Origin of the sequence: Gillisia xinjiangensis, from assembly GCF_046298265.1 — a bacterium.
GTDB classification, from domain to species: Bacteria; Bacteroidota; Bacteroidia; order Flavobacteriales; family Flavobacteriaceae; genus Gillisia; species Gillisia xinjiangensis.
Window position 1 is genome coordinate 174,832 of sequence record NZ_JBKAHK010000006.1, and the last position, 26,007, is coordinate 200,838.

At 40.1% G+C, this 26,007-nt stretch carries 24 protein-coding genes and 1 riboswitch; of the genes, 4 read left to right on the forward strand and 20 right to left on the reverse strand.

The annotated features are described in order from the left end of the window. Positions 1 to 136: 136 nt before the first annotated feature. Entirely contained in the window at positions 137 to 1,063 is a 927-nt protein-coding gene (gene gldA, locus ACKGJN_RS11850) for a gliding motility-associated ABC transporter ATP-binding subunit GldA (protein WP_409539719.1), read from the forward strand. A 73-nt stretch (positions 1,064 to 1,136) separates the two neighbouring features. Here gldA and ACKGJN_RS11855 read toward each other — a convergent pair whose 3' ends face one another. From ACKGJN_RS11855 to ACKGJN_RS11880, 6 genes are all read right to left on the reverse strand, one after another. Next, entirely contained in the window at positions 1,137 to 1,889 is a 753-nt protein-coding gene (locus tag ACKGJN_RS11855; RefSeq protein ID WP_409539720.1) for a head GIN domain-containing protein, read from the reverse strand. After that, positions 1,886 to 2,989 carry an acyloxyacyl hydrolase gene (locus ACKGJN_RS11860; protein ID WP_409539721.1) on the reverse strand — a complete coding sequence of 368 codons (1,104 nt, stop codon included), beginning with the start codon at positions 2,987 to 2,989 and terminating at the stop codon, positions 1,886 to 1,888. Before ACKGJN_RS11860 ends, ACKGJN_RS11855 begins: the two co-directional genes overlap by 4 nt. A 121-nt stretch (positions 2,990 to 3,110) precedes the next feature. Then, entirely contained in the window at positions 3,111 to 4,067 is a 957-nt protein-coding gene (gene metF, locus ACKGJN_RS11865; RefSeq protein WP_409539722.1) for a methylenetetrahydrofolate reductase [NAD(P)H], read from the reverse strand. A gap of 67 nt (positions 4,068 to 4,134) precedes the next feature. After that, positions 4,135 to 6,912 (reverse strand): methionine synthase, encoded by a 2,778-nt coding sequence (gene metH / locus ACKGJN_RS11870; protein ID WP_409539723.1) that lies wholly within the window; start codon positions 6,910 to 6,912, stop codon positions 4,135 to 4,137. Position 6,913: 1 nt separating this feature from the next. Further along, positions 6,914 to 7,933 carry a homocysteine S-methyltransferase family protein gene (locus tag ACKGJN_RS11875; RefSeq protein WP_409539724.1) on the reverse strand — a complete coding sequence of 340 codons (1,020 nt, stop codon included), beginning with the start codon at positions 7,931 to 7,933 and terminating at the stop codon, positions 6,914 to 6,916. Positions 7,934 to 7,982: 49 nt separating this feature from the next. Next, positions 7,983 to 8,087, reverse strand: a riboswitch (SAM riboswitch). Between the two features lie 81 nt (positions 8,088 to 8,168). Further along, complete coding sequence (locus ACKGJN_RS11880; RefSeq protein WP_409539725.1) at positions 8,169 to 8,591, reverse strand: OsmC family protein; 423 nt, start codon at positions 8,589 to 8,591, stop codon at positions 8,169 to 8,171. A gap of 501 nt (positions 8,592 to 9,092) precedes the next feature. Here ACKGJN_RS11880 and ACKGJN_RS11885 point away from each other — a divergent pair. The 3 genes from ACKGJN_RS11885 to ACKGJN_RS11895 all read left to right on the forward strand — a co-directional run bounded on the left by ACKGJN_RS11885 (position 9,093) and on the right by ACKGJN_RS11895 (position 11,302). Continuing rightward, the gene (locus ACKGJN_RS11885; protein WP_409539870.1) at positions 9,093 to 9,299 is read left to right on the forward strand and encodes an AbrB/MazE/SpoVT family DNA-binding domain-containing protein; all 207 of its coding nucleotides are present in this window, start codon (positions 9,093 to 9,095) and stop codon (positions 9,297 to 9,299) included. Next, the gene (locus ACKGJN_RS11890) at positions 9,290 to 9,613 is read left to right on the forward strand and encodes a type II toxin-antitoxin system PemK/MazF family toxin (protein ID WP_409539726.1); all 324 of its coding nucleotides are present in this window, start codon (positions 9,290 to 9,292) and stop codon (positions 9,611 to 9,613) included. Before ACKGJN_RS11885 ends, ACKGJN_RS11890 begins: the two co-directional genes overlap by 10 nt. A gap of 441 nt (positions 9,614 to 10,054) precedes the next feature. Beyond that, positions 10,055 to 11,302: a WG repeat-containing protein gene (locus ACKGJN_RS11895; RefSeq protein WP_409539727.1), complete on the forward strand. Its 1,248-nt coding sequence runs from the start codon at positions 10,055 to 10,057 to the stop codon at positions 11,300 to 11,302. 274 nt (positions 11,303 to 11,576) lie between these two features. On the opposite strand, the gene ACKGJN_RS11900 is transcribed toward ACKGJN_RS11895, so the two are convergent. From ACKGJN_RS11900 to ACKGJN_RS11965, 14 genes are all read right to left on the reverse strand, one after another. Next, positions 11,577 to 12,638 carry an NAD(P)/FAD-dependent oxidoreductase gene (locus tag ACKGJN_RS11900; protein ID WP_409539728.1) on the reverse strand — a complete coding sequence of 354 codons (1,062 nt, stop codon included), beginning with the start codon at positions 12,636 to 12,638 and terminating at the stop codon, positions 11,577 to 11,579. After that, positions 12,635 to 13,225, reverse strand: a complete 591-nt coding sequence (locus ACKGJN_RS11905; protein WP_409539729.1) for a precorrin-2 dehydrogenase/sirohydrochlorin ferrochelatase family protein — start codon at positions 13,223 to 13,225, stop codon at positions 12,635 to 12,637. The genes ACKGJN_RS11900 and ACKGJN_RS11905 overlap by 4 nt, the downstream gene beginning before the upstream one ends. Positions 13,226 to 13,227: 2 nt before the next feature. Next, entirely contained in the window at positions 13,228 to 14,007 is a 780-nt protein-coding gene (cobA, locus tag ACKGJN_RS11910; protein WP_409539730.1) for a uroporphyrinogen-III C-methyltransferase, read from the reverse strand. Further along, a complete protein-coding gene (locus ACKGJN_RS11915) occupies positions 14,000 to 16,093 on the reverse strand; it encodes a HEPN domain-containing protein (protein ID WP_409539731.1) in 2,094 nt (697 codons plus the stop codon). The genes cobA and ACKGJN_RS11915 overlap by 8 nt, the downstream gene beginning before the upstream one ends. A 36-nt stretch (positions 16,094 to 16,129) precedes the next feature. Continuing rightward, positions 16,130 to 17,374 (reverse strand): sulfate adenylyltransferase subunit 1, encoded by a 1,245-nt coding sequence (locus ACKGJN_RS11920; protein WP_409539732.1) that lies wholly within the window; start codon positions 17,372 to 17,374, stop codon positions 16,130 to 16,132. 277 nt (positions 17,375 to 17,651) lie between these two features. Then, positions 17,652 to 18,557 (reverse strand): sulfate adenylyltransferase subunit CysD, encoded by a 906-nt coding sequence (cysD, locus tag ACKGJN_RS11925; RefSeq protein WP_409539733.1) that lies wholly within the window; start codon positions 18,555 to 18,557, stop codon positions 17,652 to 17,654. A gap of 85 nt (positions 18,558 to 18,642) precedes the next feature. After that, entirely contained in the window at positions 18,643 to 19,272 is a 630-nt protein-coding gene (locus ACKGJN_RS11930) for a phosphoadenosine phosphosulfate reductase domain-containing protein (protein ID WP_409539734.1), read from the reverse strand. A 127-nt stretch (positions 19,273 to 19,399) separates the two neighbouring features. Then, complete coding sequence (locus tag ACKGJN_RS11935; RefSeq protein WP_409539735.1) at positions 19,400 to 19,657, reverse strand: DUF2061 domain-containing protein; 258 nt, start codon at positions 19,655 to 19,657, stop codon at positions 19,400 to 19,402. 118 nt (positions 19,658 to 19,775) lie between these two features. Beyond that, positions 19,776 to 20,204, reverse strand: coding sequence for an RrF2 family transcriptional regulator (locus ACKGJN_RS11940; protein WP_409539871.1), 429 nt, complete (start codon positions 20,202 to 20,204; stop codon positions 19,776 to 19,778). A 122-nt stretch (positions 20,205 to 20,326) separates the two neighbouring features. Beyond that, positions 20,327 to 21,496, reverse strand: coding sequence for a trans-sulfuration enzyme family protein (locus ACKGJN_RS11945; RefSeq protein WP_409539736.1), 1,170 nt, complete (start codon positions 21,494 to 21,496; stop codon positions 20,327 to 20,329). Between the two features lie 5 nt (positions 21,497 to 21,501). Further along, complete coding sequence (locus tag ACKGJN_RS11950; RefSeq protein ID WP_409539738.1) at positions 21,502 to 22,587, reverse strand: homoserine dehydrogenase family protein; 1,086 nt, start codon at positions 22,585 to 22,587, stop codon at positions 21,502 to 21,504. Then, positions 22,550 to 23,563, reverse strand: a complete 1,014-nt coding sequence (locus ACKGJN_RS11955; RefSeq protein WP_409539739.1) for an alpha/beta fold hydrolase — start codon at positions 23,561 to 23,563, stop codon at positions 22,550 to 22,552. Before ACKGJN_RS11955 ends, ACKGJN_RS11950 begins: the two co-directional genes overlap by 38 nt. 190 nt (positions 23,564 to 23,753) lie before the next feature. Further along, entirely contained in the window at positions 23,754 to 24,212 is a 459-nt protein-coding gene (locus ACKGJN_RS11960) for an OsmC family protein (RefSeq protein WP_409539740.1), read from the reverse strand. A gap of 2 nt (positions 24,213 to 24,214) precedes the next feature. Next, a complete protein-coding gene (locus ACKGJN_RS11965) occupies positions 24,215 to 25,507 on the reverse strand; it encodes an O-acetylhomoserine aminocarboxypropyltransferase/cysteine synthase family protein (protein ID WP_409539741.1) in 1,293 nt (430 codons plus the stop codon). Positions 25,508 to 26,007 lie beyond the last annotated feature (500 nt).

Here is a 26,007-nt window from a genome sequence, read left to right on the forward strand (position 1 = left end):
GAAAAGTTTCCGGGATTTCTTCCCTGCGTTCAGATGACATTTCAGGGTTGTTTTTGTTATTCTGAATGAGTTTTTGGATGGAGAATTAAACCCTCAATGACGGATTTATTATTACTTTTGAAAAAAAGCTTTCGCAATGTCAATTTCGGTTAAGGAATTATCTAAATTTTACGGGGATCAAAAAGCGCTCGACAAGGTTTCCTTTTCTATTCAGAAGGGTGAAATTGTTGGGTTTTTAGGTCCTAACGGAGCAGGAAAATCTACCTTGATGAAAATTCTTACCGGATTTTTATCCCCTTCAGAAGGGACTGCGAGTGTGAATAAATTTGAAATTCCGCAGGAGCTGGAAAAAGTTCAGCAAAGCATAGGCTATCTCCCGGAACACAATCCGTTATATACCGAAATGTATGTAAGGGAATATCTGGAATTTAATGCGGCTGTCTTTAAAACCGATAAAGCCAGAATTGAAGAGGTGATCCAACTTACCGGACTAACTCCTGAGGCAAATAAAAAAATCCATCAACTTTCTAAAGGCTATCGGCAACGGGTGGGTCTTGCCGCAGCTTTGCTGCACGATCCGGAAGTTTTAATCCTGGATGAACCCACCACCGGACTGGATCCAAATCAACTTATAGAAATAAGGAGTTTAATCCTAAACATCGCAAAAGATCTGCCAGATGGGCGGGCAGGAAAAACCATCTTTCTTTCCACGCATATTATGCAGGAAGTGGAAGCCATTTGTGACCGGGTAATCATCATCAACCACGGAAAAATTGTGGCCGATATGAAAATGAGCGAACTTCGGGATGACAGCATCCAGATTATCCACGTGGAATTTGATTACAGAATTGAGGAAGTCGCATTACAGGAAATGCCGCATCTTAGTTCTGCAAAGAATACCGGCGGATTTCATTACGAATTAAGATTTGATTCCAAAAAAGATATGCGCCCCGCGGTTTTTGACTTCGCCCATGATATGGGACTCAAAACCCTTCAGCTAAACCGGAAGACAAAAAATTTGGAAAACCTGTTTTCAGAATTAACAGCCCCTCCTTCCCCCTAACCCCCAAAGGGGGAACTTGTTTTTCACCTTCGGGAAAAGGAGAATTTTATTCCCCCTCGGGGGTTAGGGGGCTTTATTCAAAGATCAATTTCCCTGTATAAAATTCCTTCACCCGCACTATTGGAGGTCGGTTTTTAGAGATCACATCGCCGGTACTGCGTATTTCACCCTGAAGGGACTGCTGCGGATTGATGATCATTTTATTGGTGCCCCGGTGAAAGATATCATAATGTTGTACGATAAGATTTCCAGCTTCCAGCCTGGCATCTCCTGCCGCAAAAAACGCGTTGAAATTTTCAACCTTTCCGGAGAGAAAATAATTGGAAATATTATCGTTTGTGATCCTGAGATTTTCAACATCCAGTTCCAGGATAAAATCCCCATCGGTATGGATGGAAGAATCCCTTTCCTGATTTACAGATCGCAACCAGAGTTCTTCAAGCTTTAAAACACCTATGCTTTCAATGGCGCTTCCACTGCTGTTTTGCAACCATGTTAAATTAGGAACTGTTACAGTTACCTTTGTAATCCCATAATCCCTTATCAGGTTACAGGAATTTTCATCCCGGATACTCAAGCGCTTGTTCTCAACACTTACCGAAACATTCTTTCGTAAATTCTCCCCGGTTTCTATCTCCACACTTTGAACAGGTCCCTGCTTAATAAAGAGTTTCACCCTTTCATACACAATTATTTCCTCAAACGGAGCTACCTCAATCACTTCAGAAGTAATGGTTCCGGCCTTTTTGAAACAGCCGGGAGCATCTTCTGTATCACATCCCAGAAGTAGTAGCGACAGCATTAAATATCCAAATATCTTGTTCATAATCTGTATCCTAAAGTAAATTCAACGGCTTCTGCGTTGGCTGCATGAGACCTCACTGTTGCCGAAGCCCACCAATTTTCTGAAATCTTCCGTCTTAATCCCAGCCTGTTATAAATCCGCTCCACATAATCATCATACGGATAATAGGCATAGAATCCTACCTGGGTAATCAGGCTCAATTTATTAAAGGTGAGTTGATGGCCCACGAAAACCCCAACCCGTTTTGCATCTTCATCCCCACCGGTCTTTCCGGATGGAAAAGCTACAGACTGATAGTAAATAAATTCCTCCATGGCTTTGGATAAGAAAAACTCTGTCCCGGCCTGAAGCGTACTTTTCTTATTGATCACTTTATCGGCAAAAGCGGTTAAAGTAAGGAAAGGATATTGTTTGGATCCTATAATTCCGGTAGTATTGATCCCGCTTCTTAAGGCAAAGTTATAATGTACAGGTTCGGTATAGTTCTTTTCTTTTGGATCCTTCGGAATAAATTCGGGAATATTTTCGTGTTCCAACAAATAGTTTAACCCCAGGTTAAAGGTGAATGTATTAGCGCTGTTATTTGGAGATGTCATATCGGCATTAGAATAATGTATAAGGGAAACCCCGGCCTGCAATCCAAAACCTTTATAGATATTTTGCCTGTGATAATTTGCCATTAAATAGGTAGAACTCATCACGGAAGACCCAAAGGCATTGTTGATAAAATTATCGTCCGGATGATATGGATTGGTATTGTACGCCAATCCCTGGCCAATGCGAAACATTAAATTTCGTTTGAGGAAATAAAAATTAAAATGTGCATATAGTGCGTAAGTCTCGCCAAGAAACTGATTCTTCATATCCTGGTAGGTAAAGGAATATCCAAAATCGGGATAATTGTATCTGCGCTCCCAGGCTTCCAGGCCATAGGTTTTTTGGTTCAAACTCAAAATAACCCCGGTAGGATGCCCGGTGATTAGATGCGCAAGATTCGGACTATGCTCCATAATGGTTCCGTAAAAATAGTTGGCATCAAAAGCATAGTGTTTTTTGATCTCATTCTGGGAATGGGAAAAAGCATAGGAAAGCAAAAATAAGCAGAGAGTCATTTTTTTCATACGGGGCAAATCTACTATAAATACGACAAAATAATGCCTTTGGTTTAAACCTACCAAAAAAATCAATTCCCCCGGAGCAAGCTCAATAGCCCGATAAAAATTATACTACCCACTGGAGGGATTAAAATATAGCCGATGCTATTTTCTGAATATTAGTGCTTCTTCCCATCGAATAATAGTGCAGCACAGGAACCCCATTTGCTATTAATTCCCTGCTCTGATTGATACACCATTCAATTCCCACTTTATGCACCTCCTTGTTATCCCTGCATTTTTCTATTTCTGAAATAAGATCATCGGGAAAATCTACGTGGAATCTATGAGGAAGCACTGTTAATTGGTTTTTTGTCGCAATTGGCTTTAAGCCTGGTATAATTGGCACATTTATTCCACTTTTTCTGCATTTTTCAACAAATTCAAAATATTTACGGTTATCAAAAAACATCTGGGTTACTATATATTCTGCTCCGGCTTCCACTTTTTCCCTAAGGCGTTCAATATCCTTATCCAAATTAGGAGCTTCCATATGTTTTTCAGGATAGCCGGCAACCCCGATACAGAAGTCGGTTTTATTTCCGTTTTCCATCGCGTGATCGAGATATTTCCCGCTGTTCATCGCGCTTATTTGTTCTACAAGATCCCTGGCATAGATATTCCCTCCAGGCTCCGGACTAAAATAGGTTTCGCTCTTTACCGCATCTCCCCGTAATGCAACCACATTTTTAATTCCCAGGAAATCCAGATCGATCAAAAAATTCTCGGTGTCTTCCTTATTGAAACCTCCACATAAGATATGCGGAACTGCATCCACCTCATATTTGTTTTGAATAGCTGCACAAATTCCCACCGTACCGGGACGTTTTCTTACGATCTTCTTTTCAAGAAAACCGTTCTTCTGCTCGGTATAAACATATTCCTCCCTATGGTAGGTAACATCTATAAACGGTGGTTTGTATTCCATAAGAGGATCAATCGCATCAAAAATCGACTGAATATTCTGTCCTTTTAAAGGCGGTAGTATTTCAAAGGAAAATAAAGCTTTTCCATTTGAAGCTTGTATGTGTTCTGTAATTTTCATTAATCAGTTTTCTTTTTTTTCTAAACCAGACCTCACAGGTTTTTGAAACCTTTGAGGTCTTAAAATATTAATCTGCTATATTCGGACTCAGCCATTTTTCGGCAAATTTTAACGGCAAATCTTTTCTTTCGGCGAAATCCTTCACCTGGTCTGCAGTTATCTTTCCCAACCCAAAATAGCGGGCTTCGGGATTGGCAAAATAATATCCGCTAACACTTGAAGCCGGCCACATGGCAAGGCTTTCGGTTAATTTTACGCCGGTATTCTCCTCAACTTTCAACACTTCCCAAATGCTGATCTTTTCAAGATGATCCGGACAGGCAGGATAGCCTGGTGCGGGTCTAATCCCTTTATAACTTTCCTTGATAAGCTCTTCATTGCTAAGCTTTTCACTAGCATCATACCCCCAATCCTTTATTCTTATTTGCTTATGAAGATATTCGGCAAAAGCTTCCGCCAGCCTGTCGGACAATGCTTTTATCATAATCGAATTGTAATCATCGAGCTCCTTCTCAAATTCATCTGCCAGTTCCTGGGTTCCAAATCCGGTAGTAACACAAAAACATCCAATATGATCCTGAATTCCGGTTTCCTTTGGCGCTACAAAATCGGCTAAGGCAAAATTTGGCTTGCCCTCAAATTTCTTCAACTGCTGCCGGAGTGTCCTGAAAATCATCTTTTTTTCTTCGGAATTATCCTGATATGTTATCTCAATATCATCATCATTGACAGCATTTGCAGGAAACAATCCGTACACCGCTTTGGCTTTTAATAATTTCTCGTTCAGGATTTTTTGCAGCAGAAACTGTGCATCGCTAAACAAGGAAGTTGCCTGTTCGCCAACTACCTCATCTGTTAAAATAGCAGGATATTTCCCGTGCAATTCCCAGCTTCTGAAAAAGGGCGTCCAGTCGATGAATTCTTCAAGTTTTTTTAAATTAAAATCTTCGATTATTTGGATCCCCGGTTTTTTCGGATTTTTGATATTCGTGGTTTCCCAATCGATCTTAAATTTATTCTTTCGGGCTTCAGCTAAAGGAAGATACTCCTTCACTTTACCCCTTTTCAGAAAGTTATTTCTGAAAGTATCATACTCCATCTTGAGATCATCCATATATTTTTTCCGGGAGTTTTCCTTCAGCAAATTCCCCACAACGGTAACCGCCCTGGAAGCATCGTTTACATGGACTACCGCTTTTTTGTACTGCGGATCTATTTTTACCGCGGTATGCGCCCTGGAGGTTGTTGCACCGCCAATCAATAAAGGAACCGTGAAATTTTGTCGCTGCATTTCCCTGGCCAAAAAAACCATTTCATCCAGGGATGGAGTGATCAATCCGCTAAGGCCAATAACATCTACCTGTTCTCTTTTTGCTGTTTCAATGATCTTCTCCGGTGGAACCATCACTCCAAGATCTATGATCTCATAATTATTGCAGGCCAAAACCACGCCCACTATATTTTTTCCTATATCATGGACATCGCCTTTTACGGTTGCAAGAAGTATGCGGCCAGCCGAACCTGAACTTCGCCCTGAAACTTCTTCATCATAAGAGCCTTCGGCTCTTAAAATATCTTTTGCTTCCTCAATAAACGGAAGTAGGTACGCCACCGCCTTTTTCATCACCCTGGCCGATTTCACCACCTGTGGTAAAAACATTTTTCCGCTTCCAAAAAGATCTCCAACCACATTCATCCCTGTCATTAAATTGCCTTCAATAACTTCAATAGGTTGTGCGGCTTCCTGCCTGGCGGTTTCAATATCTTCCAGGATATAGGCGTCTATTCCTTTAACCAGTGCATGTGTTATTCGATCCTGCAATGGACTTTCCCTCCAGGAAAGATCCACCTTATTTTCCCTTGCAGTTCCCACCACCTGCTCTGCAAAGCTCAACAACCGCTCGGTGGCATCATCCCGGCGATCCAAAATCACATCTTCCACCCGCTCCAGCAAATCCTTTGGAATATTGTCATACACATCCAGCAAGGCAGGGTTCACGATCCCGATATTCATTCCCGCTTTAATCGCGTGATACAAAAAGACAGAATGCATAGCTTCCCGCACCGGATTATTTCCGCGGAAGGAGAACGAAACATTACTCACACCACCGCTTAAACTGCAATAGGGCAAATTTTCTTTTACCCAGCGAACAGCCTCAATAAAGTCGATGGAATTTCTTCGATGCTCATCCATACCCGTTGCCACGGGGAAAATATTAAGATCGAAGATGATGTCCTCCGGCGGAAAATTCAGCTTTTGAGTGAGAACCCTGTACGAGCGTTCTGCAATTTCAATTCTTCGCTCAAAATTATCAGCCTGGCCAACTTCATCAAAAGCCATCACCACAACTGCAGCACCATAGCGTTTTATCTTTTTGGCATGGCTTAAAAATTCCGCTTCTCCTTCTTTCAGACTTATAGAATTCACGATACATTTCCCCTGGACCACCTGAAGTCCGGCTTCTATAATTTCCCATTTCGAACTATCTATCATGATGGGAACGCGGGAAATATCAGGCTCGGCCATGATCAGGTTTAAGAACCTGACCATCGCTTCTTTTCCATCGATGAGGCCGTCGTCCATATTTATATCGATGATCTGGGCTCCGCCATCCACCTGATCTCTGGCAATATTCAGGGCTTCCTCAAAATTCCCTTCGTTTATGAGTCGGAGGAATTTTTTGGATCCTGCAACATTGGTGCGCTCGCCCACATTGATGAAATTGCTTTCCGGAGTGATAATAAGCGGCTCCAGACCGGACAACTTCAACGGACGCAATGCCCTTTTTTCTTCAGAAAAATCTGATGAATTTTTCGGTTGATTGCTATAGCTTTTTTGTTCCATTTCAGTCTAATATTTTTGAAGATTCCTGGCCTGAGAGTTTCCGTGGCTCGTAGCCTTCTGCCAAATCTGCCATAGCCTTAATATGCTCGGGGGTTGTGCCGCAACAGCCTCCCAGAATATTCACCAATCCCTTTTCCAGGTATTCTTTTATTTGATTCGCCATTTCCCGGGCAGACTCATCATATTCCCCAAAAGCATTTGGCAAGCCTGCATTGGGATATGCAGAAACATAAAAACCGGATTTTTGAGAAAGGACTTCAAGATGAGGGGTAAGTTGTTTTGCGCCCAAGGCACAATTAAAACCTACGCTCAATAAGTCCATATGGGAAATTGAAATAAGAAATGCCTCGGCGGTTTGGCCAGACAAGGTTCTCCCGGAGGCATCGGTAATAGTACCGCTTATCATCACAGGGATAGCACTGTTTAATTCTTCCTTGAGCTCATCTATTCCAAACAAGGCCGCTTTGGCATTGAGGGTATCGAATACGGTTTCTACCAGAAGAACATCTACGCCGCCGTCTATTAGCGCTCTTGCCTGTTGCTTGTAGGCGATTTTAAGTTCTTCAAAGGAGATCGCCCTGAAACCGGGATCATTCACATTTGGTGACATGCTGGCTGTTTTATTGGTAGGCCCGATTGCTCCGGCCACAAAACGAGGTTTTTGGGGATTTTCCTTAGTAAGTTCCTCCGCAACCTTTTTCGCGATCCTGGCCGATTCGTAATTGAGCTCGTGCACCAGTTCCTCCATTTTATAATCGGCCATGGCAATGGTGGTTCCTGAAAACGTATTGGTTTCCACAATATCGGCACCGGCAAGGAAATACTTGCGGTGAATTGTGGCAATAGCCTCCGGCTGGGTAAGGGATAACAGGTCGTTATTTCCCTTTAAAGAAACCGGCCAGTCTGCAAAGCGACTGCCGCGAAAATCTTCTTCAGAGAATTTATAGTCCTGCAGCATCGTGCCCATGGCACCGTCCAGAATAAGTATTTTTTTTGAAAGTATTTCTTCTAATTTTGACATTTTAAAAAAATTAAAAATTATCAAAAAAGAAGAGCGGGAAGAATTCTTTTTGTTATCTATCTGCACAATGCGTGCGGTAGAATGTAGCACCTTCTCCAGGGGAGGGTTGCCAAGGTTTCACAGGGTCTAATCCCTCAACCTTTCTTGATAACAGTATTATAAAATATAAATGAACTTAGTTTGGCAAATATAATGCTGGAACTTTAGAATGCAAGTTTTTTGTAGGAAAATTATGTTATTTAATGATTTCTCCGTTTAAATAAACATCATAACTGATCTCCGCAGTTTTTTCAAGCATCTTTGCCACCGAACAATATTTGTCTATCGAAAGATCTACCGCGCGTTTTGCCTTTTCAGGAGAAAAATCGCCTTTTAAAAATACATTAAGCTTAATGGCAGTAAAAACATTTGGAACAGCGCCATCTACCCTAAAACCTTCCACTTCCATTTGAAGGTCTTCCGGCTCTATATGTTGTTTCTTTAGAATCATCACAATATCGATCCCGCTGCAACCCGCGATTCCCATCAACAGCAGTTCCATTGGGCTTGCCCCCTGCGGATTCGGCTCCGATTTATTGTCTAAATAAACTACATCCCCGCGCTCATTTTTGGTTTCAAAATGATAGTGCTCGTTTAATCTTTTTAACCTGATCTTCATTTAACTGTATTTTGGGCAAAGTTAGGAAAAATCGCGCTTAAATGTGCTATGTAACAAACCCCCGACGTATTTAATTTTACGGTTTTCTGTAAGCGATATTAACATAATTTTAACAGATTTACTTAAAATGTAAAAAAGCTGATTTTAAACTGGACGTATTCCAAGAAAGAAAAGCTGGGATCCAACAAGTTGCCAATTATTATGACGAAATTTCTAGAATTAGCATATTACAATAACAGAGGTTTTATTTTTCCTAAATACCTTGAACCAACAACTGGCCCAAGTTTAGTCGGAATTCAAACTGACTACATTGATTTATCTGACAGCAAATATGGAGGAGAAGTTTTCCGAAAATCGGCAATGAATGTAACTCTCTTGATGAAATGTTTATTGATAATCGGTTATTTGGAAATAACATTAGTTCAATAAAGGAACCTTAATACCCCAAGCATTCAATCTTTAACAAATCTGGAAGAAGAAGAGCGGATTGGAAAGTTGATGATTACTACTCCAATTATTCGAATAGGAAATTCAAAAGGACTTCGTTTAAGTAAAACGATTCTGGAAAAATATCAAATAATCCTCAGGCCAATTGATTCCCCAAGAAAAAACTGGGAGGAAAAATTCAGGAAAATGGCTGAAAATGAAGATGATCAACTTCTTATGGACGATGTTTTTGAAGATGAAAATTTTGAGGAATGGAATTAAACCAATATTCCATTATTCTGGTTAATCTTGATCCCACGGTGGGAAGTGAGATTAAAAAAACCCTTCCCTGCGTTATCCTTTCTCCTGATGAAATGAATAGGTATTTGAGAACAGTTATCGTTGCCCCAATGAAGACAAATACCAAAAAATATCCAACTAGAGTTCCTGTTAAATCTTCCGGTAAAAAGGGAATGATCGCGATTGATCAAATTAGAACAGTTGATAAACAAAGAATTATAAAAGTCTTCGAATCCTTATCCAACGCTGAAATAAAGAAATGTAAAGAGGTGCTTAAAGAAACCTATGTAGATTAAGTATTCATTTCAATTACGGTTTACTTAAAATCCAATTTTTTAAAAAAAGAATTAACTTAGTTAGAAGCTTAGTTCCCCAAATTTGTTTCCTCCCTTTTGGGTTTAAATTTAACTCTTATGGAAACGCCATTTACAACAGAACAATTTTTTGAAGTATTTGAAAAGTATTTACTTATAATTCCAACTATTTGGTCATCATCGGCACCGGTGCAGCTATAAATTTTGGCGTTTATCAGGATTATTTTATGATATTTTTGGGATTATTGCTGATTTATACCTGATAAAAAGAAAAAAAATAGGTTATTACATCTAATAACTACACGCAATTTTTAATTCTATGGTTTCCCGTAAATAGTATTGGTAAAATTTTAATAGGTTTACAATACGTGTCTGCTTGATAGGTATAGATGAATGTTAAAACAAACAATTTAATAAATTGAAATGAAAAATAAATTTTTACTAATAATCTTATTACTTACATCCTCTCAGTATTCATTTTCCCAGGACAGGTTTGAAGGGGATTTAGATGTGATGACGTTTTTAGGAAGAGTTCCACAAAAAACGGAATCGAATTCTTTAGCCGATAATATTTTAACAAGATTATTCTATAATATTCAGCCTGAAAATTATCCGAAAATTGGATATTTAAATCTGAAAGGGGATATAGTTATTGAACCAAAATATAATTTTGGAACCGACTTTTATGGTGATTATGCCAATATAATCAAGGATTCTGTTTACGGTTATATCAACAAAGAGGGAGGTGAAGTTTTCATTAAAAAGTATGAAAAAACTTTCTTCTATTATGGAGATACTGGATATGCAATAAAAAACGGAAAATATGGCTTAATTAATAGAAAAGGTGATTCTTTAACCCCCTTTCAATACACAAACATAAGTAATTTTGGGTTTGAGCATTTCAGAGGTCAAACAGAGGTTAAAAGAGCTCATATTTTAGATGCTAATGGGAAAGTTATTTTTAATAGCGATTTGCAGTATGATATACGAAGTCACTATTTCGATTCCGATTCACTTTTTGTTTATCAGGAAATCATGGATGGCAATAAGATGAAAGGCCTTGTTAATATAAAAGGTGAAATTTTATGCAAACCCAAATATCAAGAAATCTACTTTATAAATGACAGTGAATTGTATGTAGCAAAACAAGACAACAAATTTGGTTTCATAAATAAAGTGGGGGAAGCTGTAATTCCGTTTATTTATGATGAGGTTGGACTTAATATCAATGAAAATCTCATAACAGCTCAAAAAAACGGGAAATGGGGTTTTGTTAACCGAAAAAATGAGGAACAGATTCCATTTATTTATGAAAAGGTCCATGCTTTTAAAGGTGGGAGGGCATTTGTTAAAAAAGGGGAATTTTATGGAGTTATTAATAAACAAAATATAATCAAAGTTCCCTTTAATTTAGAGAGAACTGGTTTTCAATTCTTTACAGAAAAATTAGCCCTGTTCAAGAAAGAAGAGAAATATGGTTTCATAAACAGAAAAGGAAAGATTAAAATTCCTGCAGTTTACGAGAAAGCCCTTCCCTTCTTTAATGATTTGGCTTATGTTGAATTAAATGGAGAAGCAGGATATATTAATAAAAATGGCGAAGAAGTAATTCCTATTAAATACAAACAGCTTTGGCTTGAAACCGAAGGAATAATAAGATTTGCCGAATAAAAGTTTGACTCAGTTGGGTAAACGGCGTCGACAAAACCTTAGGGAGCAAGCCCCTCACTAAGATTTTTGAATATGAATCGATTCATTTAAAGTATTCAAAGCCTTCTGCGCCTAAATCGGCAGCTTACAAACCTGAAAGCATACCTTTAACACAACATCACTTTACACGCCAAAGGCTTGAAACAGGAGGAAACAAAAAACCTGGTAAACAGCTAATTGTGAAAGCAAAACCACTTCAGGCCAGGGCCCGAAGTGGTTTTGATGTTTTTGAAGATTACCCAATACTTTGCACTACTTCTTTTTTTGCTTCTTTTTTGCTGCCATCAAATCCTTCTACGCCTCCAACAGTGGTATATTTCAATACATATTTTTTACCCGGATTGATAATTTGATAGGCGCTCTGGCACATGATCGCTGCTTCATGAAAACCGGAAAGGATCAGCTTTAGTTTTCCTTTATAGGTATTCACATCACCAATGGCATAAACACCGGGAATATTTGTTTGATAATCATAGGAATTATCCACTTTTATCGCATTTTTCTCAATTTTCAGTCCCCAGTCACCCATAGGGCCCAGTTTTGGTGAAAGTCCGAATAATGGAATAAAATCATTGATTTCCCTGAATTCTTCCCCACGTGCAACATCTTTATGCCGAATCACGACCCGCTCCAACCTGTCGGTTCCTTCCAAACCAACTACTTCAGCATTGGTTATGATCTCTATTTTGCCTTTTTTAGATAATTCTGAAACCCGTTCAACAGAATCCAATGCCCCGCGGAATTCGTTTCTTCGGTGCACCAGGACCACATCGGCAGCAACATCTGCCAGAAAAATCGCCCAGTCTAAAGCAGAATCTCCTCCTCCGGAAATGATCACTTTTTTATCCCGAAAAACTTCCGGATCCTTGATAAAATAGGAAACTCCTTTCTCCTCAAAATCGGTGATATTTGGGATAGGCGGTTTTCGTGGCTCAAAAGAACCAAGTCCGCCGGCTATTGCTACTACCGGGGCGTGATGCCGGGTGCCTTTATTAGTGGTTACTATAAAAGTGCCGTCCTCCTGTTTCTCAAGGGTTTCTGCGCGCTCTCCCAGGGTAAATCCGGGCTGGAAAGGTTTTATTTGTTCCATTAGGTTATTTACAAGGTCTCCGGCCAAAACCTCCGGGAACCCTGGAATATCATAAATGGGTTTCTTTGGATATATTTCTGAACATTGCCCACCCGGCTGGGGAAGTGCATCTATTAAATGGGTTTTTAATTTTAATAATCCCGCTTCAAAAACGGTGAACAATCCGGTTGGCCCGGCCCCTATAATCAGGATATCTGTCTTAATCATTTTATACTCTTTTTTACTTTTAATGCTTCAGTTATAGTATTCATCTGCTTAACTTTTTCTTCAAAATCACCCTTGATGGATTTTCGGTATTCATTTAAATTCTCTACCATCTCATTCACATTTTCAGGAATTACCTCTTCAAAGAATTCCCGAAGGCGCTTGGCCGTGGTAGGTGATTTTCCATTGGTGGAAATCGCGATTTTCACGTGGCCTTTATTTACGATGCCGCCCATATAAAAGTCACACAGCTCCGGGGTGTCGGCAATATTGGCAAGCAAATATCTTTTTTTAGCATGCTCATAAACCTTTTTATTGAGTTTTGAATCGTTGGTTGCCGCAATCACAAAATGCCGCTTCTTTAAATGTTTTCTTTTATACCTTCCTTTGGTCATTTTTATACCGTGCTTCTTTGCTAGGTCTGCGGTTTTCGGGAGGTACCAGGTTGCAATCATTTCCACCTGCGCATTCGGACTCGATTTCAGTAAAAAATGAAGTTTCTCATGGCCTACCTCACCACCACCCACGATGAGAATATTCAGCTTGTTAACCTTTAGAAAAACCGGGTATAATTCATTTCTTTCTTCCATAATTATGCTGATACGGTTTTTACTATTGGAAGGCATTTTAAATTCTTAAATACCGACCGAATTTGATGACTTTCCTTCACCACTGCTCCTATCACTATTATAGCAGGAGCTGTGAGTCCTTTTTCCTTCACCACTTTTTCAATGGTTTTAATGCTTCCAAAACCGGATTTTTCATTCGCAGTGGTTCCGTTCTGGATCACACCCACAGGAGTATCCTCTTTGCCAAACCGACTGAAAATTTTAACGATTTCCTGCAGTTTTGCCATTCCCATTAAAATAACCACTGTAGCGGTAGATTGTGCCGCAAGCTGAACGTCTTCTGAAAGTTTACGCCCGGAAGTGGTTCCTGTTATCACCCAAAAACTTTCTGAAGTTCCACGCTGGGTGAGCGGAATCCCGACGCTGGCCGGAACCGCGATAGAAGAGGTAATCCCTGAAACCATAGCCGTTTCCAAACCTTTACTCCTGGCAAAGTTGATCTCTTCAGAACCTCTTCCGAAGATAAAGGGATCACCTCCCTTTAATCGTACCACATGGCCGCGTTCCAGTGCATATTTAACGATGAGCGAATTTATCTCTTCCTGGGAATAGCTATGTTTACCCTTACGCTTGCCCACAAAAATATGCTCAGCCTGTGGCGCATATTCCAGCAATTCCCTGTTTATAAGCGCATCGTACAATACAACCTGCGCCGATTTCAAAGCATTTATTGCTTTTATGGTTATCAATTCCGGATCTCCCGGACCCGCTCCAACCACACTTAATTTTGGTGTATTATACATTTTGTACCTCCTTCGTTCTAAAGGCATCTGCTCTTTTAAGAAACAAATGCGCGTCATTTAAATATTTATTTGCAAAAACCTCCGATGGCTCATTTTCATTAAGCTGATATGCGAATTCTTTAAAAGTAGTGGAGAGTTCTATCTTTCCTGTTTCTACAAAAAACTCATCAAACTGTGCTATAATCCCGGCCTGGGTATTTGTACTTACATTTTCTGAAAGCAATAGTGCCTTGGCAGAATTCACAATGGAAGTATATGAGTGATAAATACTATCTGCCCATGCCTTTCGTTCCAGCGCACTTTTTGCATTATCAATTTTCTCCTCACTTTCAAAAAGCAGGGTTGCAATAAGATCTATTACCACTCCGGCGCATTCCCCAACTCCAACTGCCACTATATAATCCTCCTTATGACCCCAGTCCACAAATTCGTTCTCGGTAAGGTTTGAAGTGTCTGAGAGTTCTTTCAACAAATCGTAGAAATAGTTTTTTCCCTTGCGGTCATAATACGCTATGAATTTTTCTTCGGAAGTGGATTCAGCTTCAAAATCATTCAGTAAAATTCTAAGTGCCTGAGGTCCCCGTTTGCTGGGAACTTTAATAACTTTATCTGAAAATCGGCCCAGCCCATTTCCCAGCGTTCCTCCGCCCAGCAAGACCTGAAGTGCCGGAGCGACAGATTTTCCCACTTTTACAGACATTCCCTGGAAACCAATCTCTGCCATATTATGCTGGCCGCAGGCATTCATGCAACCGCTTATTTTAATAGTGATATCCTTCCCGTTTATAAATTGAGGATATTCCTCTTTTAAAACATCTTCCAGAACGCTTGCAATCCCTGTGCTGCTGGAAATTCCCAGGTTACAGGTATCCGTCCCCGGACAGGCGGTAATATCTACGGTTTTATTATATCCGGCTTCCACATAATCCAGTTTCTTTAATTCTAAATAAAAGAAAGGCAAAAATTCTTCCCGAACGTGGCGCACTAAAATATCCTGGCGTAAGCTAAACCTAAGTTCATTCCCGGCATATTTTTTAATCAAATCTGCCAGTTTTCTGGCTCCACCGGTGTAAAAATCCCCCAACGGAACCCGAATCCCAACAGCAAATAATCCCGCCTGTTTCTGCGGAAAAACATTGGTGCTTTTCCAGGTTTCGTATGCTTTAGTATCTATAATTTTTACCGAAGGAATCTCCACATCCTGAAGCGGAGGTGCGGCCTCAAAAAATTCCAAATCAAATTCCACTTTTTCCCTGGAAAGTGCTTGTTTCTGGTCTGCCACTAAATCCATAAAAGCATCTTTCCCGATGTCTTTTATTAAAAATTTCATTCGCGCTTTCAGTCGTTTAGACCTTTCACCAAACCGGTCAAAAACCCTTAACACCCCTTCAATAAGCGGAATTATTTTTTCAGCTTCAATAAAATCATATAACTCATCGGCATGTCTCGGCTGAGAACCCAATCCGCCACCCAGCATTACTTTAAATCCGCGTTTTCCATCCTTCAATTTGGCAATAAATCCAAGATCATGAATGTAGCTAAGGGCGGTATCCTCTTCAGAAGCAGAAAAAGAGATTTTGAATTTCCTTCCCATTTCCTGGCAAACCGGGTTTCTTAGAAAGAACTGAAACGCAGCATTAGCATAAGGAGAAACATCAAAAGCTTCCTCCACATCGATCCCGGCGGTGGGAGAAGCGGTAATATTACGCACGGTATTTCCGCAGGCCTCACGAAGGGTTATATCGTCTTTTTCCAGCTGTGACCATAGCTCCGGAGTCCTGTCCAGGCTTACATGGTGGATTTGTATGTCCTGCCTGGTGGTGATATGAAGTCTTCCGGTGGAATATTCATCAGAAACATCCGCGATGCGGCGTAACTGTTCTGAAGTCACTTTTCCAAATGGTAGTTTTATCCGTACCATTTGAACCCCGGCCTGGCGCTGTCCATAAACCCCACGCGCCAAACGAAGACTTCTGAATTTCTCTTCATTTGCCTTTCCTTCACGAAAAAGACGGATCTTTTTTTCCAGATCTATGATATCTTTTTCTACAATTTGATTTTCAATTTCGGTTCTGAAACTTTGCATAATCTTAATTTTTTAATCCCACCTGTGGGCTTACTTTTAATTTATAAAGCCTACTCCTGCGGTAGTATTGGTTTGAGTATCTATTAAAATAAACCGACCGTTTGCTTTATTGGAGGCATAGGAATCGGAAAAAATACTTTTGCTCAGGAGGATTGAAACCTTGCCTATTTCATTCATTTTTAGCACGGAAGAAGTATTCACCCCGGCATAATCTGTTGCGATGTGGGTTTCTATTTTGTCGATTTTCGCCAATATTTCATTGGTGTTATGCTGAAGCAGGTATTTATTTCCGGGCGAAAGTGCTTTTCCATCCATCCAGCAAATTGTTGCATTTAAGGTTTTGGACTGCTGCGGAATTTCATTTGATTTCACCAACATATCTCCCCGGGCCACATTGATATCATCTTTCAGGGTAATAGTTACTGAGCTTCCTGCCGGTGCTTCTTCAAACTGCTCATCAAAAAAATGAATTTTCCGGATAACAGAACTTGTAAGGGAAGGCAGGACGGTCACTTTATCTCCTACTTTTAAACTTCCGCCGGTAATTTTCCCTGCATAACCCCTAAAATCATGATGCTTCTCTGTTTTCGGACGAATTACGGTTTGTATAGAAAATCTGGTTTGTGCCTGCTCTTCAAAATTTCCAGAACTCACCTGCTCCAGGTGCTCCAAAATAGTATCCCCTTGATACCAGGGCATTTCCCTGGATTTTTCTGCTATATTCTCTCCCCAAAGCGCGCTTACCGGAATAAAGGTGAGTTGTTGCTCCTTAAATTCGCTTTTGGATTGGAGATCCTTTATATCTGAAACTATTTCATTAAAAACCCCTTCAGAATAATTCACAAGATCCATCTTGTTTACCGCCACGATCACTTCTTTTACCCGAAGCAGATTATTGATAAAAAAATGCCTGTAGGTTTGCTCAATAACCCCTTTTCTGGCATCGATAAGAATAATCGAAGCTTGTGAAGTGGATGCACCGGTAACCATATTCCTGGTGTATTCCACATGTCCCGGAGTATCTGCAATGATGTAGCTTTTATTTTTTGTTGAAAAATAGATATGTGCCACATCTATGGTAATACCCTGCTCGCGCTCTGCCACTAAGCCATCTGTAGCGAGCGAAAAATCAAGATAATCCAGACCATTTTTACGACTGCTTTTTTCTATAGCCTCAATTTTATCTGATGTAAGGGAATGGGTATCATAAAGCAATCTCCCTATTAAGGTGCTTTTCCCATCATCTACACTCCCGGCTGTTGCTATTTTTAATACTTCCATTAGGTTATTCTTTATATATTTATTACTTCCTGGCTTTTGAATGTTTTTAAATTAGCCACGAATGCACGAATGCTTATTATTCTTTACTTCAGATTTTCTTCGGAAAAAGTTTGCCACCAATGCACGAATGCTTTTTCGCTGATTTACTCCTGTCACTTGGCTCATCTAACTTTAAATTTTGAACCTTGAATTTTTTACTTTCTAACTTTCTAACTTTCTAACTTTTGAACTTTGAACCTTGAACTTTTTTATTCCCCCTTCGGGGGCTTGGGGGCTTTTAGAAATACCCCTGCTGTTTCCTGGTTTCCATAGCCGCTTCCGATCTTTTATCGTCTATTCGCGCTCCACGTTCTGAAATGGAAGAATCCCTTATTTCCTGAATAACCCGGCCTATGGTATCTGCATCCGATTCTACTGCGGCGGTACAGGTCATATCACCCACCGTCCTGAAGCGCACTTTTCGCTTTCTGGGAACTTCATCGGCCTCCCTGTACACATGCTCTGAAGCAGTCCAAAGAAATCCGTCCCGTTCAAATATTTCACGTTCATGTGAAAAATAGATGGAAGGAATTTCAATATTTTCCTGGGCTATATAATTCCAAACATCCAGTTCAGTCCAGTTGGAAATAGGAAACACCCGAACGTTTTGTCCAATCCCAATCCTTCCGTTAAGTATATCAAAAACTTCTGGTCGCTGGTTTTTCTCATCCCATTCCCCAAAATCATTTCTTACGGAAAAGATTCTTTCTTTGGCCCTGGCCTTTTCTTCATCCCTTCTGGCACCGCCAATACAGGCATCAAACTTATATTCTTCAATAGCGTTTAGAAGGGTAGCGGTTTGAAGCCCGTTTCTGCTGGAATACTTTCCCTTTTCCTCAATGGAATCCCCTTTGTCTATATCTGCCTGCACCTGTTTAACAATAAGCGTAAGGCCGAGTTCCTTTACCAGATTATCCCTGAATTCAATAGTTTCAGGAAAATTATGACCTGTATCTATGTGCATAAGCGGAAAAGGGATCCTGGAAGGATAAAATGCCTTTTGAGCCAATCGTACCAGGGTTATTGAATCTTTTCCTCCCGAGAATAAAAGCACCGGATTTTCAAACTGAGCAACTACCTCCCTGAAAATATAGATGGCTTCGCTTTCCAGCAGATTTTGATTTAATTTGATATTGGTTTTCATAGGTGTGATTTATTGTTTTAATGGCCATTGGTAAAATAGATTTTGGCATCGGGTTTTTCATTATGCTTATCGCTAATACTATTTTTTATGAGTGTAATCCACACTCTCTGTTGTCTTCTACTTTCGTGGGATCAAAATATTTAAACTCGTTAGGCAGTTTATGTGCTTTCAGGTATTCATCCAGCGCTTCATCACTCCAGTGATAAAAAGGACTTACTTTTAAAATTCCGTCGTTGCTGTAACTCAGGATATCAATACTATCCCTGAAAGCGGTTTGTCCTTTCCTTAAATTGGTAAACCAAACATCTGGTTTATGCTCACTCATCGCTCTGTGAAAAGGCTCCAGTTTTACCTGCTTTGTAAATTCTTCGTGCAGGGGATTATCCACCCGGGGAATACCTCCAAACAATGCATCCCTGTAAGCTGCTGTTTCCTTTGGGATATAGAGTTTCACATTTAAATCCAATATGTCAATCACCTTTTTTGCGTGAATATAGGTTTGAGGAGTATTATAACCCGTATCACACCAAATCACTTTTATTCCAGGTTCAAAACTGGAGCAGGCATGTAAAATGGCTGCTTCATAGGGTCTAAAATTCGTGGTAACAACAGGTTTTGAACAGTTATTTATAATCCACGGAATCAATTCTGAAGGGAGAATCCCTTTCAAATGCTTATTAAGTGAGTTTAATTCTCTTTCGCTAAATAGTTTCATCTGTAGATACTTATTATTTCGACTTCGCTCAATACAAGCGTTTTTTATTTATTGGTCTCCCGATAGCTATCGGGAGTAATTCGCATATCTTCATCGGTTTTTGCATCGGGTTTCCGTTATGCTCATTTCATGATTTCTCCTTTCCAAAATTTATCCTGTTCCATAGCCTTTCGTGCCCAAAATACAGAAGCATCTTCGTAATCAATTCTATAGAACCTATTGCCAGGGCTGTGTCGATCTCCCCGGTTAAAACCCAGGATATTATTATAGTGTCCAAAGTCCCTATAATTCTCCAACTAATCGCCTTTGTAATACTTCGCAAAGGATTTTCAGACGTTCTATCTGTTTTATATTTCTTGGTTGAACTGATATAATTTAAAAACATATACTATTATCTATTATCCTATAGGGTTACTATGTTATTGGCAAATATAATTCCCATACTAATGCAAAGCTTCCTTAATCGCCTAACATTTTTATTTTAACATTTCTATTAGAGTATTTTATGGAAGGTTTTTATTCTTAAAAGCCAGGTCAGCCAGGGTGTTATCTCCCAAAATTTTCAGGGTGCTATCCCTTACCTGGATCATTAAAAAATGTACTGAACAACTGGCCTCGTCCGGGCAATCTGCGCATTTTTCATAATAATTGAGGCTCACGCAGGGCAGCATTGCAATTGGACCTTCGAGCACCCTAATAACCTGTGTCATCCGGATCTCTGAAGGATCTTTGATAAGATAATATCCCCCGCCCTTTCCTTTTTTGGAGCCCAAAAAGCCCGATTTTCTCAAAATAACCAAAATACTTTCAAGAAATTTCAGAGAAATATTTTCATTTTGAGCGATTTCAGAAGTTTGCACCGGTTTAAGGTTTTGCTGCCTGGCAATATATGACAGCGCTTTGATCCCGTATTTTGTTTTCTTTGAAAGCATAAAGCGAATATAATTAATTAATCGTTTTATGGCCTGCTCTATAGTTCCCATTACTCTATTCTTTAAGTTAAACCCTCATTGAGGGTTTAAATCTCCGGGGCCGCTCTCTTTCCTCTTTCTTTTCAGGAATTTAAGGCCTGTTTCAAATCCCTAATAATATCATCCACATGTTCCAATCCCACCGAAACCCTCACCAAACCGGGATAAATCCCCGTTTCCTGCCGCTCTTCTTCACTCAGTTTACTGTGGGTGGTAGATGCCGGATGGGTTACTATACTTCGGGTGTCGCCTAAATTTGCAGATAAGGAGCAAAGTTTAATAGCATCTATAAAATTCCTTCCGGCCTCAATTCCGCCCTTTATTATAAATGAAACCACATTTCCACCTTGTTTCATTTGCCTTTTGGCTATTTCATAGTCTGGGTGCGACTTTAAAAAGGGATATTTTACACTTTCTATCCTTGGTTCCTTTTCAAGAAATTCGGCAACTTTTAATGCGTTTTCACAATGCCGGTCCAACCGTACCGCCAGTGTTTCCAAACTTTTGGAAAGTATCCATGCATTAAATGGCGATAAAGCCGGTCCCGTATTCCTTGAAAACAAATAGATTTCCCTTATCAAATCTGCTCTTCCCACTGTAACTCCTCCTAAAACTCTTCCCTGCCCGTCTATTAATTTTGTGGCAGAATGCACCACCAGATCTGCCCCGAATTTTATTGGATTTTGTAAATAAGGGGTCGCAAAACAATTGTCAATGATGAGTATAAGATTATGTTTTTTAGCAATCGCTCCCAGTTTCTCAAGATCCAGAATATCCAAACCCGGATTGGTAGGCGATTCTGCAAACAATATTTTGGTTTCAGGTTTAATTAAACTTTCAATTTTATCCACTTCGTCAACACTAAAATAACTGTGGCTTATCTTCCACTTTGGAAAATATTTGGTGAACAGCGTATGTGTAGATCCAAAAACCGATCTTGCCGAAATCACATGATCTCCGCTGTTAAGCAATGCTGCCAGGGTTGAAAAAATCGCCGACATTCCTGTTGCAAAGGCATATCCGGTTTCCGCACCTTCCATGGCCGCGATCTTATCCACGAATTCTGAAGTATTCGGATTGGAAAACCGACTGTAGATATTCCGCTCTTTTTCTTCTGAAAATGAAGCCCTCATGTCCTCTGCATCCTCAAATACATAACTGGAAGTTAGGTACATGGGAGCAGAATGTTCGAGATGCTGAGTCCTTTCAATCTGGGTACGAATAGCAGCTGTTTCAATGTTTTTGAACTCCATTATTTTTAGTTTTTACTGTTTTCAATAATTCCGGAAAGCTTCAGAATATCTGAAAGCACTCCACGTGCGGTAACTGCTGCCCCGGCTCCGGCTCCCTGGATCACTATGGGACGATCCCCATAAGATTCGGTATAAATTTCAAAGGAAGCATCGGCGTGTTGCAGGCTCCCAAAAGGGGACGTTTTCTTTTCATTTACCAGTTTTACCTCCAGGGAACCGGTTGCCACATCCAGTTCGCCAATATGCCGAATGACCTCATCCTGTTGCAAAGCTGATCTCAGATCCTGAAATCCGCTATTCAGATCCCCTTGATGTTTTCTGAAATTCTCCAAACTGCTGCCTCCATTCAAATGTACCGGCACCAGGTCCTGAATATTGATTTCTGAAAGTTCCTTTTTCAGCTGAAGTTCCCTCGCCAGGATCAATAATTTCCGTGCTACATCTTTTCCGGAAAGATCTATTCTTGGATCGGGTTCTGTAAACCCCTTCTCCCCGGCTTCGGTTAAAACAGCATCAAAGGATTTTTCAGATTCAGAAAAAGTATTGAAAATATAACTGAGGGATCCTGAAAATACTCCCCGGATCTTTGTTACTTTTTCTCCGGAAGCATACAGATTTTTTAAGGTTTCCACTACCGGCAATCCGGCACCCACATTGGTTTCATAAAAAAACTGCCTGTTGTACTTTTTCAAATCCTGCCTTAGTTTCAAATAGAATTCCGAAGAAAGTGTATTTGCCACCTTATTTGCGGCCACAATATTAAATCCATTCTTGATCAAAAGAGGATAATTCGCTACCAATTCATCACTTGCCGTAGCATCCACCGCTACCAAGTTTTCAAGTTCATGCCGCTGTAAATACTCAATAATATCCCTGAGTTTGTATGGCACTCCAAAGCTTTTAAAATTTGCTTCCCAGGAAGGCGTAACTCCCTTTTTCTCGAAAAACGCGGTATTGGAATTTACAATCACCGGTAAATTCAATTCGAGTTCCCCGTTCTCCCCAAGTTGTTTCTTTAAATTTAGTATTTGATTTATCAGCGTGCTGCCAACATTACCTACTCCAAAGAGCACGATGTTTATTGTCTTCATTTGTTGTTTTATTTGTGTGAAAAATCGGGTTTAAAAACCCTGCCAACTGGGCATTTTCGATTAAAAAGGCATCGTGTCCATGAACCGATTTGATCTCGTGAATGTGTACGTTTTTCTTCTGTAAAGAAAGATTCACAAAAGTTTCCCAGTTATCATCCGGCAGAAAAAAGCGATCGGAATTCACGGTAACTATATGAATATCAGATTCAACCTTAGCTGCAGCGCTTATATAGTCTCCGTTTCCGTTGCTTATATCAATGGTGGTAAGCAAATGGTTCATGAGTTTATAAGTCGCCAGTAGAAAACGTTCTTCCAGCTTATTCCCGTGATGCTCCAGCCAGCGTTCTATATTCCAGCTTTCATCATTTTGTCCAGACAAACTGCCAAATTTTGCTGTAAACGACTGCGGACTTCTGTAAAAGGTCATCGCATGCATCCTGGCATCTTTCACTGGTTCTGCCGAATTATTTAAAATCTGGTCCTGTACTTTACAAAGTGCCTTTACCCAATGCGTCGCCTTATAATCTGTGGCGATAGGAATAAGATGCCGAATCAAGGATGGCTTTAATACCGCCAGTTCCCATAATAATGCTCCGCCAATAGACCCACCAATTCCCGCAAATATTTCAGTTATTTCAAGCTGTTCAATTGTTATTGCAAATATTTTAGCGATATCCCGCAGCGTAAATTCCTTATAATTATGGAGCAAATGTGCCGACTTTCCGGTAAAACCATTCCCCGGCATATCCAGGGCTAAAATGGTATAATCCCGCGGATCTATACTTTTTCCATCCCCCACGATCTCATTCCACCATCCATTTTCCCCGGTTATTTCAGAATTTCCACTCAGGGAATGATTTACCAGAACGATAGGGGCTGTTCCGAATTCCCTTCCGAAAAACTGATAGCTTAAATGAATATTCTGGACAGTCCCTTTGCTATTCTCAAATTCTGATATTGTTATTTCCTGAAGCATGTTTATGTTTTTTACTGAAATTATTCCTGGCAAGGTACATCGAAAATCAAGCTTGGAATTGGTTTTCGTACTCTTTACCTCCTTCTTACAATACTACCTTTTTATCGATCTATGCAAAAGCCTGTTTCAACTCCAATTTCAGATCTTCCAGTCCTACCGAAAGGCGGTTTAAAATCCCTGTTGCGCTTCCCTAAGCTGCTGCCGGTTCTTTTAATTCCTGTACCAAATTTAGGGAAATTGGGGTTGGATTAAATAGGTTGTCTTGTACCGGGCAACGACTTTCAACAATCTCGATCCATTTTTTAATTTCTTCCCTGGACGCATCTGAGATAGGTTTTACAGTAACTTCAATCGCTTTAAAGCCTGCACGTTCTTTTGTGGAAGCACCAAGGTATTTATCGGCATCCAATGCTCCTGAAATTTCTATTTTCAGTGATTTAATTTCAATGTTCAGCTCTTTGGCAACGATACCACCAACTATATTTAGGCATCCGACGTAACCAGCCAAAATATACTCTACCGGGCATGGCCCTTCTAATTCCGGATTACTTTGGTTTTCGCCTATCCTTATTTCAAAATTTTGTGCCTTTACAACCAACTGCTCGGTTGGTTTTGAATTTCCTGACACTTTTATATTTACTACGTTCATTTTTAAATTGTTTTAAGGTTTTTAATATTTTTAAATGCTGCCTTTAAATCCGCTTTTAAGTCTTCAATATCTTCCAACCCCACCGAAAGCCGAATAAGATCTTTTGTAACTCCGGCAGCTTTTTGTTGTGCTTCGTCTAACTGCTGATGTGTTGTGCTGGCAGGGTGAATAATGAGGGATTTAGTGTCACCAATATTTGCAAGGAGTGAGAAAATTTTGGTTTCATCGGCCACCACTTTTGCCGATTCAAATCCGCCGTCTACTCCAAAGGTTACCACGCCACTTTGTCCTTTTGGCAAATATTCTTTGGCAAGATCGTAATACGGACTATCTTCCAGGCCTGGATAATTCACCCATTTAACCTCCGGTTGTTGCTTAAGCCAATGGGCCAATTCCAAAGCATTCTCACTATGTTTTTTGATCCTTAATTCCAGGGTTTCCAGTCCCTGTATGATTTGAAAAGCATTAAACGGACTCAAAGCCGCTCCGTGATCCCGCAATCCTTCGATACGCACCTTGGCAATAAAGGCAGCTTCCTTTAAAGCATCGTGGTATACAAGGCCGTGGTAACCGGCAGAAGGCTCTGTAAACTCCGGGAATTTTCCATTTGACCAGTCAAATTTCCCTGCATCAATGATCACTCCGCCTAAGCTTGTTCCATTTCCATTGATGTATTTTGTAAGGGAGTGGATCACGATATCGGCACCGTGCTCTATGGGATTAAGAAGGGAAGGAGTAGCTACGGTATTATCAACAAAAAGGGGAACTTTGTGCGCTTTGGCATGTTTGGAGATCGCTTTTATATTCAGCACATCCAGTTTTGGGTTCCCAAGGGATTCAATAAAGAACACCCGTGTATTTTCCTGGGCAGCCTTTTCAAAATTTTCCGGATTTGAAGGATCTACAAAAGTGGTCGTGATTCCAAATCTGGGTAAAGTAACGCTTAAAAGGTTATAAGTCCCACCATAAAGGCTGTTGGAAGCTACGATATGATCTCCAGATCTTAACAAGGTTAGCAGCGATGTATTTATTGCTGCCGTTCCAGATGCCGTCACTACCGCTGCAATACCACCTTCCAGGGAAGCAAGCCGCTGTTCCAGGATATCGTTGGTGGGATTGTTGAGTCGGGTGTAAATAAATCCGGGTTCTGCCAGTGAAAATAAATTAGCGGCATGATCGGAATCCTTAAATACATAGGAGCTGGTTTGATAAATTGGAACTGCCCTGGTTCCTCCGTTTACAGTTACATCGTGTCCTGCGTGCAGTGCATTTGTTGCAAATTTTTGTGTGCTCATGATTTTTAGTTTTAAAGGTTTGTGTTTAATTGATTTTTGATTTGTTGTTTATTAATTCGGTATTCGTTGATTCTGTTTATTTAGCCTCGAATGCACTAATTTTTTTCTTTTTTCTCCCCCTTCGGGGGTTGGGGGGCTTCAAAAAAAATCCCTTCAGCTGGATTGCCGAAGGGATTTAGAATTAAACTCTTTAGTTAATTACATCCTGAATTTCTGGCAATAGCGGGTTGGTGCGTACATCATACACATTTGCATCATACAACACATCATTTTTTCTATTGCGGAGTTAATTTTCATTTTTCAGTTTCTATTTTCGGTTTCCCGCTTTTTCTTATTTCGTTACTCTTTTCTCTATTTTCCTTTTCTCCCCCTTCGGGGGTTTGGGGGGCTTCAAAAAAAAAACCGCTGCGGTGGCAGCGGTTTTTTTTGCAATTCTTATAATTTAAGTTTTATGCAATTGAACGCGCTGCGGAATTTCTCCCCATCATACACATCATCAT

Coding starts and splice junctions, on each gene's coding strand:
- ACKGJN_RS11955 (WP_409539739.1), bottom strand. CDS start 23,563: ATGCTTCAGGAAATAACAATATCAGAATTTGAGAATAGCAAAGGGACT.
- ACKGJN_RS11960 (WP_409539740.1), bottom strand. CDS start 24,212: ATGAACGTAGTAAATATAAAAGTGTCAGGAAATTCAAAACCAACCGAG.
- metF (WP_409539722.1), bottom strand. CDS start 4,067: ATGAAAATTACAGAACACATACAAGCTTCAAATGGAAAAGCTTTATTT.
- ACKGJN_RS11945 (WP_409539736.1), bottom strand. CDS start 21,496: ATGGAGTTCAAAAACATTGAAACAGCTGCTATTCGTACCCAGATTGAA.
- ACKGJN_RS11860 (WP_409539721.1), bottom strand. CDS start 2,989: ATGAAAAAAATGACTCTCTGCTTATTTTTGCTTTCCTATGCTTTTTCC.
- ACKGJN_RS11950 (WP_409539738.1), bottom strand. CDS start 22,587: ATGAAGACAATAAACATCGTGCTCTTTGGAGTAGGTAATGTTGGCAGC.
- cobA (WP_409539730.1), bottom strand. CDS start 14,007: ATGTATAATACACCAAAATTAAGTGTGGTTGGAGCGGGTCCGGGAGAT.
- ACKGJN_RS11965 (WP_409539741.1), bottom strand. CDS start 25,507: ATGAGCACACAAAAATTTGCAACAAATGCACTGCACGCAGGACACGAT.
- ACKGJN_RS11880 (WP_409539725.1), bottom strand. CDS start 8,591: ATGAAGATCAGGTTAAAAAGATTAAACGAGCACTATCATTTTGAAACC.
- metH (WP_409539723.1), bottom strand. CDS start 6,912: ATGGAACAAAAAAGCTATAGCAATCAACCGAAAAATTCATCAGATTTT.
- gldA (WP_409539719.1), top strand. CDS start 137: ATGTCAATTTCGGTTAAGGAATTATCTAAATTTTACGGGGATCAAAAA.
- ACKGJN_RS11940 (WP_409539871.1), bottom strand. CDS start 20,204: ATGCTTTCAAAGAAAACAAAATACGGGATCAAAGCGCTGTCATATATT.
- ACKGJN_RS11890 (WP_409539726.1), top strand. CDS start 9,290: ATGGAATTAAACCAATATTCCATTATTCTGGTTAATCTTGATCCCACG.
- ACKGJN_RS11855 (WP_409539720.1), bottom strand. CDS start 1,889: ATGAACAAGATATTTGGATATTTAATGCTGTCGCTACTACTTCTGGGA.
- ACKGJN_RS11875 (WP_409539724.1), bottom strand. CDS start 7,933: ATGTCAAAATTAGAAGAAATACTTTCAAAAAAAATACTTATTCTGGAC.
- ACKGJN_RS11920 (WP_409539732.1), bottom strand. CDS start 17,374: ATGGAAGTATTAAAAATAGCAACAGCCGGGAGTGTAGATGATGGGAAA.
- ACKGJN_RS11905 (WP_409539729.1), bottom strand. CDS start 13,225: ATGGAAGAAAGAAATGAATTATACCCGGTTTTTCTAAAGGTTAACAAG.
- ACKGJN_RS11930 (WP_409539734.1), bottom strand. CDS start 19,272: ATGAAACTATTTAGCGAAAGAGAATTAAACTCACTTAATAAGCATTTG.
- ACKGJN_RS11900 (WP_409539728.1), bottom strand. CDS start 12,638: ATGATTAAGACAGATATCCTGATTATAGGGGCCGGGCCAACCGGATTG.
- ACKGJN_RS11915 (WP_409539731.1), bottom strand. CDS start 16,093: ATGCAAAGTTTCAGAACCGAAATTGAAAATCAAATTGTAGAAAAAGAT.
- cysD (WP_409539733.1), bottom strand. CDS start 18,557: ATGAAAACCAATATCAAATTAAATCAAAATCTGCTGGAAAGCGAAGCC.
- ACKGJN_RS11895 (WP_409539727.1), top strand. CDS start 10,055: ATGAAAAATAAATTTTTACTAATAATCTTATTACTTACATCCTCTCAG.
- ACKGJN_RS11935 (WP_409539735.1), bottom strand. CDS start 19,657: ATGTTTTTAAATTATATCAGTTCAACCAAGAAATATAAAACAGATAGA.